The organism is Nostoc sp. PA-18-2419 (genome assembly GCF_005869855.1).
Taxonomy (GTDB): Bacteria; Cyanobacteriota; Cyanobacteriia; order Cyanobacteriales; family Nostocaceae; genus Nostoc.
Genome location: NZ_SZNH01000036.1, coordinates 12,439 through 26,147, shown reverse-complemented (window position 1 = coordinate 26,147; position 13,709 = coordinate 12,439). Strand labels below are relative to the sequence as shown.

Annotated in this window: 10 protein-coding genes and 1 pseudogene; 4 read left to right on the top strand and 7 right to left on the bottom strand. The window is 40.4% G+C overall.

The window, feature by feature from the left end:
• Positions 1-319: 319 nt before the first annotated feature.
• From FCR06_RS26275 to FCR06_RS26260, 4 genes are all read right to left on the bottom strand, one after another.
• Positions 320-1,477 (bottom strand): serine/threonine-protein kinase, encoded by a 1,158-nt coding sequence (locus FCR06_RS26275; protein WP_223280299.1) that lies wholly within the window; start codon positions 1,475-1,477, stop codon positions 320-322.
• 325 nt (positions 1,478-1,802) lie between these two features.
• Positions 1,803-2,429 (bottom strand): heme-copper oxidase subunit III, encoded by a 627-nt coding sequence (locus FCR06_RS26270; RefSeq protein ID WP_138505002.1) that lies wholly within the window; start codon positions 2,427-2,429, stop codon positions 1,803-1,805.
• A gap of 106 nt (positions 2,430-2,535) precedes the next feature.
• Complete coding sequence (ctaD, locus tag FCR06_RS26265) at positions 2,536-4,272, bottom strand: cytochrome c oxidase subunit I (RefSeq protein ID WP_138505000.1); 1,737 nt, start codon at positions 4,270-4,272, stop codon at positions 2,536-2,538.
• A 70-nt stretch (positions 4,273-4,342) separates the two neighbouring features.
• On the bottom strand, positions 4,343-5,431 hold the full coding sequence (locus tag FCR06_RS26260) for a cytochrome c oxidase subunit II (RefSeq protein WP_138504998.1): 1,089 nt from the start codon (positions 5,429-5,431) through the stop codon (positions 4,343-4,345).
• A gap of 494 nt (positions 5,432-5,925) precedes the next feature.
• Between FCR06_RS26260 and FCR06_RS26255 the strand changes: the two genes are divergently transcribed.
• Positions 5,926-6,861, top strand: coding sequence for a COX15/CtaA family protein (locus tag FCR06_RS26255; protein ID WP_138504996.1), 936 nt, complete (start codon positions 5,926-5,928; stop codon positions 6,859-6,861).
• 220 nt (positions 6,862-7,081) lie between these two features.
• Complete coding sequence (locus FCR06_RS26250; protein ID WP_138504994.1) at positions 7,082-8,035, top strand: heme o synthase; 954 nt, start codon at positions 7,082-7,084, stop codon at positions 8,033-8,035.
• A 299-nt stretch (positions 8,036-8,334) separates the two neighbouring features.
• Here FCR06_RS26250 and FCR06_RS34900 read toward each other — a convergent pair.
• Positions 8,335-8,505 (bottom strand): annotated as a pseudogene (locus FCR06_RS34900) (4-Cys prefix domain-containing protein); the annotation flags it as partial.
• A gap of 175 nt (positions 8,506-8,680) precedes the next feature.
• On the opposite strand from FCR06_RS34900, the gene FCR06_RS26240 reads away from it, so the two are divergent.
• Positions 8,681-9,556, top strand: a complete 876-nt coding sequence (locus tag FCR06_RS26240) for an MBL fold metallo-hydrolase (RefSeq protein WP_138504992.1) — start codon at positions 8,681-8,683, stop codon at positions 9,554-9,556.
• 112 nt (positions 9,557-9,668) lie between these two features.
• On the opposite strand, the gene FCR06_RS26235 is transcribed toward FCR06_RS26240, so the two are convergent.
• Positions 9,669-10,559, bottom strand: coding sequence for a LysR family transcriptional regulator (locus tag FCR06_RS26235; protein ID WP_138504990.1), 891 nt, complete (start codon positions 10,557-10,559; stop codon positions 9,669-9,671).
• A 693-nt stretch (positions 10,560-11,252) separates the two neighbouring features.
• On the opposite strand from FCR06_RS26235, the gene FCR06_RS26230 reads away from it, so the two are divergent.
• Positions 11,253-12,194, top strand: a complete 942-nt coding sequence (locus FCR06_RS26230; protein WP_138504988.1) for a bestrophin family ion channel — start codon at positions 11,253-11,255, stop codon at positions 12,192-12,194.
• Between the two features lie 188 nt (positions 12,195-12,382).
• Here FCR06_RS26230 and FCR06_RS26225 read toward each other — a convergent pair whose 3' ends face one another.
• Entirely contained in the window at positions 12,383-13,540 is a 1,158-nt protein-coding gene (locus FCR06_RS26225; protein ID WP_189523587.1) for an extracellular solute-binding protein, read from the bottom strand.
• Between the last annotated feature and the right edge of the window lie 169 nt (positions 13,541-13,709).

The window sequence follows — 13,709 nt, the reverse complement described above, 5'->3', positions numbered from 1 at the left end:
ACGGTTATAGCGGTATCCCCCCTGTCCCCCTACACTCACCAGGAAATGGGGCTTCAAAGCTTATCTCCGTTACTGTGAGACGTTTGGAGAGGGGTTTTTAGTATACTTAATGACTTTCTAAACAGCCTGTTAGAAGTTCCCCCTAATTTATCAGGGGGATCTAGGTTTCAGGCTTCAGTTAGTTACAAGTAATAACCTGCTCAAATTACTCCTTAATTTCCGGAGTAATTAGGAGGAGCTAAACTTTTTAAAACATCTTCTAATAGCTGATTAACTGTTTGTTATACGGGAAAATTTAATTTACTATTTGGTAATCTTCTCAATGGCGCAATTCTTTTATCAAATCGCTTTTCGCTACTAAAGCATTGACATTAGTTAGGCTTGACCGATGGAAAAATTTTTCTATAATATTTTTAAATTCAATAGGTTGATTTGGAAATGATATACTGGTATTGAGAAATGTATAAATTAAAATTAATACTATCAAACTAGTGCTAGCTCCAAGTCCGATACCTAGCAATAAAAGAAAGTTTCTATAAGTTCCTAAATAGTTATTAACAGTTTTTTGGTTTATGCCAACATTTGATGATTGTGACCACACTAAATCGGAACTAAGTGCTTGGAGAACTTCTGTTGCTGACTGATAACGCTGGCTATGGCGATCGCAAATCATTTTATCTAAGATATCTGCAAAACCATCACTAACCTGTGCTTGATGACGCCAGATAACTTCTCCAGTATTGGGATCTTCTTGTAGTTGGTCGGGTCTTAAGCCTGTGAGAGCTTGAATGCCAATCATACCCACTGCATAAATATCGCTGCAAAGTTTTGGCTTTCCCTTAGCCTGTTCGCTTGGCATATAACCAGGAGTTCCAACCACAACTGTTAAACCGGGCCCTAAGCCAGTAATTTTTTTAATACTGCCAAAGTCTATTAACACAATTTTGCCATCAGAGTGCCGCCGCATCAAATTTTGGGGCTTAATATCTCGGTGAATAATATTATTTTCATGCACGAAAACTAACACTTTCAAGATATTTGTTAATAAATTCAAGACTGCATTTTCACTCTGACATTGACCGAGAATAATTTCTTGAGTCAAGGGATGACCATCAATGTATTCTTGGACTAAATAGAAATCTCGATTTTCATGAAAATGGGCAAATAGTCTTGGAATTTGCTCGTGGTCGTTGCCTAGCTGATATAAGACTTCTGCTTCCCGGTCAAATAATTTTTTTGCAATCTTACTAACATTAGGATTAGTATCTTTTGGGTGAAAATGTTTGACAACACAATGCGGTCGCCCTGGTAAATCTAGGTCTCTGGCTAAGTAGGTATCCCCAGATCCTCCACTTCCCAACTGTTTGATTATCTCAAAGCGATTCCGAAGTATTTTTCTAATAATAGATTTTTGATATTTATTACCTATTGCACTTGCTAACAAGTAGTTTTTACCATCTGCTGAGCTTTCCAACACTTTAACGGTCTCAAAGCTACTTCTGAATGTTTTTTTGATCAGAGGGTTTTGGCTCATTTACCATATACTACGTGTAAAATTAATGCCCATTCAGAGCTTGGGTCAGAGGATGAATGCTTGCGGCTTGATTCGTTTATTTAACATTATTAGTCACTTCTTCAGTAATTTTAGCAAAAAATAGCCATAGGATATTTTTTTTATCACTTCTTAAGAAAGAATATAACAACACAGATTAAGTGTTTGACTCAGTAGTAAAAATAAAAAAGCCCCCATTAGGGGGTTTATCAAGTTGTTCGCGTGGAGTGAACAACTAAATAATTAATACTTACAGTAAATACAGCAATCCGAACAAAATAATCCAAATTACATCAACAAAGTGCCAGTAAATTTCAGCAGCTTCAATACCGAAGTGTTTTTCGCTACTATAGTGTCCTTTAACGCGCGATCGCCACAGTACAGCAACAATCGCTAAAACACCGATGGTTACGTGCAGTCCGTGGAAACCAGTCAAAACGTAAAATGCACTAGCAAATAAATTGGTAGTTAAACCAAATTCTAGATGAGTATATTCATATACTTGTCCTACTAAGAAAACAGCACCCATTGCAGCGGTAATTCCTAACCAAATCCGCGCACCTCGTGTATCGTTCTTTTTGATAGCAGTGTCAGCATTGTGCATAACAAAACTACTAGCAATCAGATTGACAGTGTTAACTCCAGGTAGCAATAGTTCTAACTCTGGGGTACCTGCTGGCGGCCAAACACTTAAGGTAGCACGGAAAGCCAGATAGGCTCCGAACAGCCCGATAAAAATCATCCCTTCAGCAATCAGGAAGACAATTAGCCCAAATAACCGATGATCTGGATGTTCTTCATGATGGCTGATGGCTGCTTCTGCTGCATGGTGATGATTTAGTTCAGTTTTAGCTGGGTCAATTGTTTGACTTTGCATGAATCTTGATAAATGTAGAGTGGGGAATTGGGATTTGGGATTGGGGATTGGGAATTGGGGATTGGAAAATAGCATTTTTAATCTGATTCCCCAGTCCCCAGTCCCTTTATTTCCGGTCTTCAGGATTAGCAGCAACCGCTGGATCGGGTTCTGCTCTTAATACCGAGTTGGGGCCAGCAGACAAGATTGGATTAGGGTCAGATAAAGGTACACCTTCTTTAGCCTTTTCCAAGCCGTAGTCGTAGGGGCCTGTAACCAATACTGGGGTTCCTTCAAAATTTTCGATCGCTGGCGGTGAGGTAGTCATCCACTCTAAGGTTAGTGCCCTCCAGGGATTATTACCAGCTTTCTCTCCGTACAACCAACTCCAAATTGCATTGATGATGAAGGGAAATGTCGAGACTGCCAGGATATAAGCACCATAGGTACAGATTTCATTGATAAATGCGAATTTGGGGTCATATTGGGCAACACGGCGGTTCATGCCCATCATTCCTAGCTTGTGCATGGGTAAGAAGGTCATGTTTAGACCGACGATTGTCAACACAAAGTGAACCTTACCCCAAAATTCATTTAGCATCCGTCCGGTCATTTTCGGAAACCAGTGGTAAATCGCTCCATAAATGCCGAGAACGCTACCACCAAATAGAACGTAGTGTAAGTGTGCGACTACAAAATAAGTATCGTGGACGTGAATATCAAAGGGAACTGCTGCCAACATCACGCCACTGATCCCACCAATCACAAAGGTGCCAACAAAGCCCATTGCGAATAGCATGGCGGAGTTGAGTTGAATTTTTCCGCCCCACATGGTTGCCAACCAGCTAAATATTTTAATTCCAGTAGGTACAGCAATGATCATGGTGGTGATCATGAAGAACATCCGCAGCCAACCGGGGATACCACTGGTAAACATGTGGTGTGCCCAAACGATTAGCCCTAAAAAGCTGATGGCTAAGGAGGAGTAAGCGATCGCTTTATAGCCAAAAATCGGCTTGCGGGAATGCACAGGGATAATTTCTGAAATTGCCCCAAAAAAGGGCAAAATCATAATGTAAACTGCTGGGTGCGAGTAAAACCAGAACATATGCTGGTACACAACCGGATCGCCGCCCCCAGTGGGATTAAAAAATGTTGTCCCGGCAATTAAGTCAAAAGCCAGTAGAATCAGACCTGCTGCTAACACTGGCGTAGATACCAAAGTCAGTGCTGAAGTAGCCAGCATCGCCCAACAGAACAAAGGCAATTGATTGAAACCCAAACCTGGGATACGCATCCTCAGCATTGTGACCAGGAAATTAATTGCCCCCAAAATCGATGATGTACCGAGTAGGAGGACACTCATGATCCAAATTCCCTCACCGACTTGACCTGTTACTAAGCTCAGGGGAGGGTAAGAAGTCCAACCGGCATCGGGTGCATCACCGACTAGTAAACTAGCTATCAGCAACAAACCAGAAGGCGGAATCATCCAAAAGGCAACAGCATTCAAGCGTGGGAATGCCATATCCTTTGCCCCAATCATCAAGGGGATTAAGAAGTTAGCAAAACCGGCACCGGCTGGCACAATCCACAAAAAAATCATGATTGTGGCGTGCAGCGTAAATAAGCTGTTGTATACTTCCGGAGTCACAAAATCTACTTCTGGCGTTCGCAGTTCTGTACGAACTAAGTCAGCCAACACGCCGCCTATACAGTAGAAAATGAATGTTGTGACTAGATATTGAATTGCAATTACCTTATGGTCGGTGTTGAACGTAAAGTAATCTTGCCATTTTCTCACTGGTGGTTCTTCACCATGAGCTGGGATATTCGCAGTTTCTTGCAGCTGGGCTTGTGTCATAGGAGTTAGTTATCAGTTATCAGTTATCAGTTATCAGCCTGTTCACTGATCACTGTTTGCTATTGACTGACTAATGGTGAACTTGATGGAGAATTTCTGGTTGAATTCCCATATCCTTGGTGTAAGGAGCGAGAAATTCATTTGGGGATAAATCCCCAGGGTTAACGGCAATCGCTTTATTTAGAGTTTCTTTACTGGCAACTAACTGCTCTTGTTGCCATTTTTCAAATCCTTCTTGGGATTCAACTACCACTGTTGTTCTCATTGCGCCGTGGTATGGGCCACAAAGTTCAGCACAGATTAGCGGATAATCACCTACTTTGTTGGGTGTGAAGCGAATCTCACTTTGCCTACCGGGGATTGCATCCTGTTTCAGGCGGAACTCTGGCACCCAGAAAGCGTGGATGACATCGTTGGCTGTCATATTGATTTGCACTTCTTTGCCGATGGGAACGTGCAACTCACCTGTGGTTATTCCAGTTTCCGGATAAGTGAAAATCCAGGCATACTGTAGACCAGTGACGTTGACTTGCAATCCTGGTGATTTACCTGCTTTATCAGGACTTCCCCCAATGGTGGGAGCAACGCTACCGACTCCTGGAGCATTCCGCAGTTGAGGAATTTGGTCAGCATTACGAACTTCTGCCGTAGCTGGATCTTGCATCGCCTCATCAGATTTTTCTTGATTGAGGTTGGGTTCGGTGCTAGGAGGAGTATCGCTCAAAGTCGCAGCTATGGCACTTCCATGCCCAGGCATTGTCATTGACTCTTGAGTAATCGGGGCTTCATGGATAGCATGGGGGTCGAAGCCACCAATTTCATTGTATACATCAAAACTGTAAACAGAAATACCGATAACGATAATTGCTGGGATCGCCGTCCAGAGTATTTCTAAAGGTACATTGCCCTCAACTGGTGGGCCGTCTTCATTGTCACCTGCACGCCGACGGTATTTAAATGCACAGTAAATCAAAACACCTTCGACTATCAGAAATATACCTGTAGAAACAATCATCATCGCATTGAACAAACCATCGACTAAGACGGCTTCATCAGTAGCTGCTGCTGGCAACAGACCATGATTTTCACCGTACCAAATACTGGCTAGAGTTAGCACGATGCCAATGAGTAATGTCCAGATTGAACTTGGAATTTTCACGGCTTACTTAATTGAATTTACTACGTTATCTCAAAGCTGCTCACTTACTAAGGTAGTCTAGGCTATAAGAGATAGTATCTAAATGTCTGAAATTTTTATTAATTTTGCTAACTATTTTACTAATTCTCAGTAAAAGGTGACTAACAGATATTGCCAAAAATAGATGGAAATTAGGAGAAAAATTTAAGGAAAAATTTAGGATAGTTAAATTAACTGCCACTAATGGATTTTTCACATCTTGAAAAATACCTAAAGCTTCAGACAAAACGTAGCGAGAGTGATTCAAAGTATAAGTGAGTGCCAATCTATAAATCCCTAGCCTGTACGCTAGGGTGGAGATGGGGAGGACACTTGCTGGCAAGCAGAAGTCTGAGCGGAGTTCTCCTTCGGTCGAAACTTCGGGGGATTCCCCCGCCCTTGCAAAGTGTCCGTTCAGTATTCAAAATTCAGAATCTATTTAGAGATCCACTAAGAGCGGGCAGAAGGTACTGTTCATGAACGAAATTGTCCTACAACAACAAAATCAAGCGGCACTTCAACAGCAAAAGCCCAAGGAAATGATTCGTCGCTTGGTATGGAGAATGTGCATAGCCACTTTGATTTTGATGGCAATAGGCTCTGCCACCCGCGTGATGAATGCTGGGCTTGCTTGCCCAGACTGGCCTTTGTGCTATGGCGAACTAGTGCCTGCTAAGCAAATGAATTTCCAGGTATTCTTAGAGTGGTTTCACAGATTAGATGCAGCTTTAATTGGTGTCAGCGCGATCGCACTTTTTGGTTTATCCTGGTGGCATCGTCACGCCTTACCCAAATGGCTGCCTTGGGCATCGACATTCGCCTTGTTTTTAATTGTCTTTCAAGGTGTCTTGGGAGGACTCACCGTCACCGAATTATTGCGGTTTGATATCGTTACCGCCCATTTGGGAACGGCACTATTGTTTTTCACCACCCTCCTAATCATTGGTACAACCCTCACACCCTATCAGGGAACTGGAACCGTTGGTAAGTTGCCTTGGGTCGGTTTAACTGCTGCTGTTTTGGTTTACCTGCAAAGCCTGTTGGGTGCTTTAGTAGGATCTCGTTGGGCGCTACACCAATGCTTTGGCGACTCTCAACTTTGTAGTGTAATGTACAGTCATATTGCTGGTTTGGTGCCGCCAACCTTGGCAACCTTGGTAATGGTATTCTTCAGTTGGCGTACACCAGCACTACATCCAGCCTTGCGGCGACTGGCAAATATGGCTGGCGCATTGTTGAGCTTACAAATCTTGTTGGGAGTCGCTACTTTCAAATTACATCTCCAAGTCGAGCCTCTCACCGTCTCTCACCAAGCTGTAGGAGCTGCTTTGCTCGGTACTTTAGTGGCTTTTACAGTTTTATCATTACGTGACTCAGTTAGTGCTGAGCAACGAGTCCTGACTACTGAGTAGGGAGTGGAGGAGATGATGAGATGGAGATAGGGAGGTGAACACAGAATAACTCTCAACTCCTAACTCCTTACCGGAGGCGGAGCGTTTCCGGCTTTGCTCAGCACTCAGCACTGATAATGTAAACCACGCAGGTGTGGAAAATTATTTTCGTTCGACCCAAAGGCCAGCTTGAGCGGGGGCTGCATACTAAGTTGTTGAAAAATAAGGAACCAGAGCCAACATGATTGAGACTAATGTCTCTCGCCACCACGAAACTTTTCTCCAAGTAATTCAAAGTTACTACCAGCTAACTAAGCCTCGGATTATTCCCTTGCTTTTGATTACCACAGCTGGCAGTATGTGGATTGCTGCTCAGGGACAAGTAGACCCATTGCTGTTACTAGTAACTCTGACTGGTGGCACTTTGGCTGCTGCAAGCGCCCAGACGATTAACTGTATCTACGACCGAGATATTGATTATGACATGGAGCGGACGCGCCATCGTCCCATGCCTTCCGGTAAGGTACAACCACGCGATGCTCTAATTTTTGCGATCGCTCTGGCAACAATTTCGTTTACACTCCTAGCAGTTTTTGCCAACCTGTTAGCCGCCCTGCTAGCTTTCTCTGGCATCGTTTTCTATATTTTGGTCTACACCCACTGGTTAAAACGCCACAGCACCCAAAATATTGTCATCGGTGGGGCAGCTGGGGCAATTCCGGCTTTAGTGGGTTGGGCTGCTGTCACGGGCAGTTTAAGCTGGTCAGCATGGTTAATTTTTGCCATCGTCTTTTTATGGACACCGCCCCATTTCTGGGCGCTAGCTCTAATGATTCGGGATGATTACGCAAAAGTCGGCATACCTATGCTACCAGTAGTTGAAGGGGATACGGCAACGGTACGGCAAATTTGGTATTATACGCTGATTACTGTAGTTGCAACCCTGTTGTTAGTATATCCTTTGGGTGCAAGTGGAATTCTTTATGCTGCGATCGCTATAATTTTGGGGGGATTATTTATCCACAAATCTTGGCGGTTGTTGCAAAATCCAGAGGATCGCACTGTAGCTAAAGAGTTATTTCTCTATTCCATTTCCTACATGATGCTGTTGTGTTTGGGGATGGTAATTGATAGTCTCCCCATTACTCATCATCTGATTAGTACAGTAATTAATCAGCTGCATTTTATTGGTTAAGGAGACAAATGTTAATGCGATCGCGTTTGGTAAAGAGGCGCGATCGCATTTTAATAAATCAAAAACTATACATAATAATTTAGAGGTTTACGAATTTGCAACCGCAGGTAAAATTTCATTCCTAACTGAATTTATTAAATATTTATTCCACTTATTTATCCATTGTTAATAGCTATAAAAAAAGCAACCCAAGTAATTCTTCACGAGTCAAACCGAGCAGCAACATCTCTCAGTATGGCGTTAAGTGCGGCAATTTTAATCGGATCATGGGCTGGGACTGTGATATGATGCTCACCATTATCTACATCTCTGGCTTCATAGGTTCTGCTAAATCCACCCTCACCCAAAAGTCGTATTACCCGGAAGCGATTTCTGAATAATACTGTGAGTGTTTGCCCACACTTAATGCAAAACTTATTATTATCAAGATTAAAGGGATTTGAACAAGTGGGATTTAAACAATAAAGCATGTTTGGGAATTTATTAGTAGATAGTGTTATCTTAAGTTTTTCCATTTTCTGCTGACTGAATTTCACGATTATCTGTTTTTGAGGGAATTTACTTCTAATAGTGCCCACAGTCTCAAGTCACTTTTGCTAGCGTAGTGATGTAGGGTTTATTACTCCCCAGCAGGGGGTTTATAATATGGCTCATTTAAATCAGCGTCGCGCCCAAAATGCTAACGGCGATTTTTATGTAGATACTACCTGTATTGATTGCGATACGTGTCGCTGGATGACTCCGGAAGTTTTTTATCGTGTTGATGAACAGTCAGCAGTTCATCATCAACCAACAAATGAAGCGGAAAGATTAGCAGCGCTGGAAGCACTTTTAGCTTGTCCTACTAGTTCTATTGGCACAGTTGAAAAACCAAAAGATATCAAAGTTGCTCAAGAAAATTTTCCTAAATTAATAGAGGAAAATGTTTATCATTGTGGCTATCATTCTGAGAAATCCTACGCGGCAGCTAGCTATTTTATTCAGCTTCCAGAGGGTAATATTTTAGTCGATTCTCCCCGATTTACGCCGCCTTTAGTCAAGCGTTTAGAAGAGATGGGGGGAATTAGTTATATGTACCTAACTCACATCGATGATGTTGCAGATCATCAAAAGTTTGCTGAGCATTTTCAGTGTCAGCGTATCCTTCATGCTGACGATGTTTCTGCGGGTACTCGCAATGTAGAAATACAGTTAACTGGTTTTGAACCATTTGCCTTGAATGAGGATTTATTAATTATCCCAGTTCCAGGTCACACCAAAGGACACACAGTTTTACTTTATAAAAACAAGTTTCTGTTTACTGGCGACCATCTCGCTTGGTCAGAAAACTTGCACCAATTGGCTGCATTCCACGGTTTTTGCTGGTATTCTTGGTCAGAACAAACTAAATCAATGCGTAACCTGGCTAATTACTCTTTTGAGTGGGTGCTACCAGGTCATGGAAGGAGGTTTGATGCTGATAGGGAGACTATGCGCCAGCAGATGCATAAGTGTATTGAGTTGATGGAATCTTTGAAGTAGATTTGCTGCTGCTGAGAGTTGTTGATTTCGGTGTGAGGTTAAAGTTAGCGATCGCCTGCACCCTTGCTTGTTCCCTAATGTCAACATTATTTATACAATTATCTGAAGATTATTACTCTTGAACATACTCAAACAGAATTTTGAGATATTTGTCTAAAGATTTGCATGGTGTTTCTTTCCTCCACATGGCAGCTGAGCGGGCATAGCAGATGGGATGGTGAATGGGTATAAACACAACTTGGGGATGAGGCAGTGCTTGTGCCTCGTTCGGCATGATGGCTACCCCTTGCCCTGCGGCAACCAGAGCAATCATTGAGGCATGGGTATCTGCAAACAGGTGCAGGTTTGGCGTGAATCCCGCTTGGTGGCAATTACCACAGATACGCTCGTTCCGCCCAGGAAATGTTTCTTCAGACATCCCAATAAATTTTTCAGATGCAAGTTCAGCTAGATTAATCGAGGATTGATGTGCAAGCGGATGTGTATCCGCTAATAGAGCAGCAATGGGCACTTTCTTAATACATTTGACTGTAAACTCTTGTTCTAATTCATCCGGTGGATTGCCCATAAAGCTAATATCTATTATGCGATTTCGCAATGCTCTAACTTGCTCGCTAGGTAACATCTCCTGCAAACGCACAACAACTTCAGGATAGGCATGTCCAAAGCGATGTAGGGTTTTACCAAGAAAAGTTTCGAGGATGGTTGGGATGTAGCCAATAACCAAAGGCTCATCTGTATTTGCGTAATGAGTCTTGAGGGTTTGCACTGCGATATGACTACGATTCAAAATATCTTTTGCTTGTTCAAGAAAAAATTTACCTGCTTGTGTGAGTATCAATCCATCAGATTGTCTAAGAAACAGCACAATATCCAGCTCATCTTCAAGGTTTTTGATTTGACGGCTTAAGGCAGGTTGTGAAATATACAGCCGAATGGCAGCACGGCTAAAATTCAGTTCTTCTGCAACGGTTACAAAATATTTTAGATGCCGCAATTCCATAAGTTTTATTGGGTATGCCTAAAAGTTATAGCTAGGATAATTATAAAGTATTGGACTTTACACGTATATTCTATTACGCTCAAATCTTATAGGCCTGGATTTTTAGTAATTAAATTACGTTAGCTATTTTTCTGTTTTTATCTTTTAATTAGGGGAATATTATACGAACAGTTCGGTCAATTTTTTGCCGATCGCCACTCATCCAGTTCTTTTGAAAATATTATTTCACCTTGACCTATTTTTAACTTTCTTAGTTGAGAGACAATGTGTTTACATTGAATATCCCAGGATTGACAATTTTTAACGCTAAAAGATAGATGCAATAGTCAAATGTAGAGTACAAAAGAAAATACTCAAATCCTCGATTTGATTTGAGAATATACTTTTACCAGTTAAACAACACTCAACAATGCTCTGTTAACTTATCAGTAAAAGTTTAATAAAGTTGGCGGATTCATCGTTATTAATCAGTTAGCGCAACCACTAATTTATTTTAACTGCCACATCTACATTACTATAAAAGCCGAAATATTTACCAAAAATACATATTTTATAGTGTAATAAAATTTTCACTTTTTTAGTAGATTGATTTAGTAAAAGAAGTCCTGAAGAGGTATGAAAATAAAGATATTTAGCAGCAAAAGGATAATAAATATAAGAAAAATATTTTAATATTAGATTACTATTATTAAAATGCAGCAATCTAATATAATTTTGGCAAATATAAATAGATATAGGCAAGCCAAAATGGGGAAATCGATAAAAAGAGCAACCAGGTTGAAATTAGCAATTGATTTAAGAAGTTCTATTCTTCGTACCATTTGGTGGCGTGTAATAGCTACTATGATATTTGCCTTGATAATTGCAATCGCCTATCACAAAGGATTTATTGTAAACCTACCTCCTGAAGCTAGTTTAATTCCTGGAGTTATCCTTGGGTTTTTACTAGTTTTCAGAACTAATACAGCTTATAAAAGATTTTGGGAAGCTTGTAAAATTTGGCATGACTTACTCAATGCTAGTCGCATTTTATGCCGAAATATTTGGACAATTATTCTGGTAAACGATCCAGAAGATTTGAGTATAAAAATATTTAGTCTGAAATTGGTAGGAATATTAATAATAGCAATTAAATTACATTTGAGAAATGAAAATCTAGATTATACAATTGAACAAGCACTTACTAAAGAGCAGTATTTAGAATTAAAGCAAGCTCATAACAGACCGATAAAAATTATTAATTGGTTTGCCGAGTATTTTGGACATCTTTATCACGTCCAAAAATTAATGCCCTATTTATTATTTGTAGAATTAAATCGTTCTTTAGACAAAATAACAATGTTACTTAGTGGCTGTGAACTAATTTTACAAATACCCCTACCTAGACTTTATTCAATTTATTTAAAATATTTATTATTGTTATATTGTTTTGCTTTACCTTTTGAAGTTGTACAACAGTTAGACTGGTTCACTATCCCAACTGTAGGAATTATTAGCTTTGCATTATTAGGAATAGAAGATATTGGGATGAAACTTGAAAATCCTTTTATTTACGAACTCAAGGAATTACCTTTAGATAATTTTTGCCAAAAGCTACAAGATGAAATTGAAATAGAGTGGATTAGTTGTGAGTAAAATCAATTTTATTCAAAAATAAACCTTAAAGAGGAATAGCGATCGCTCCAACCAATCTAGGTTATTTATAGCAGATTTAAAGTTGCTCGAGTAGCCAAGCTAAACTTAAAAACCAGGTACCAACCGTGTTTTACAAAAAATAGGGTGTGGAGTGTAGGTTTAAAATAAAAAACTTTACCTGATGTCCATTAAATCTTAATTTTGKCAAACAAAGATTCGTATTGTTTGGTTGCTGATGGAGATAAGGGAAGCAAAAATTCGCTTCTATTTAAAACTGAGGGATCGCTTTGTAATAAACTCAGTAATGGCTTTTGGATATCGGAAGCGGTAATATTTGTAGAAATTGGAGAATTACTTTTAGTTAATAGAGAAATTTGCTTAGCAGTGTTTGGTTCCCAACAAAAATCAATCCATCTATCTGATAAAGTATTTATACTAACCCCTGCCGGACGTACCCACAAATCTGCCCAAATTGCGGTTCCTGACTGGGGAATAACCGCTACCAGTTGCGGATAACGTCCCAGAATTGGTAATACATCGCTTGACCAACCGACTGCTAGCCAAGTATCTCCGATAATTAGAGGTTCTAAGTAGTCAATGGAACTATAGAACTTTACTTGTTGGTTTAATGTTTGTAATTCCTTTTCCAAGTTTGGCACTTGGTCAAGATTTTCAGTATTGTAAGATTTTCCTAGCTTCTTTAAAACCAAACCAATAACTTCTCGTGGTTGATTGAGTAAGGAAATCCGCTGCTGCAACCCATCTCGCCACAAATCACTCCAATCTGTGGGCGTCCATCCCAATTGTCGCAACTTGTCACGGTTATAAACAATCACCGTACTACCCCAGCGATAAGGCGCACCCCAAATTTTTGCTTGAGCATCCAGGTCACCTTGGTCGTTGCGCGTTACCAATTTTTTCCACTTTTCATCTAAAGCAGACCATTGCTTTAATTGGTTTGCTTGTAACTCTTGCAGTGGTTGAATCAATTTCTGCTCAATAGCTGCTTTTAGCCAATAATCTCCCAATGTTACTAGGTCAGGGGGAGGAGTTTTTTGATCTTGGCTAAAAGGTATAAAACGACGCCATCCTTGCTGCTCATTGGCTTTTGGTTTCTGCTGCCAATTTTGCAATTGCCCAAATAAATCCTCTATCTGCTTCACAGGAGCAAACTTCAACTCCACCTGCTGCTGCAAGCCTTTGTGGAATTGAGTAACCACCTGACCTGGTATCGAACCTTTTAATAACTGTACTTTTAATTGAGTCTGCTTGTTTCCACTACAGCCAAAAAGCAGTTGTGAAGTTGTTAGCGTACTTATACCTAGTAAAAAAGACCGTCGATCCATTGATTTTGGATTTGAGATTTCTAATTATACCTATATTAAGCAGATATTCACACAGAGTGACTGTCTCGAAAGTAGAGTTGTAAAATTTTCAGCATTTTTTATTGATAATAACGATAAATTTGAACATTCGACTCAAATTAGCGAGTTTTTATGTAAGTGACTACCTCTA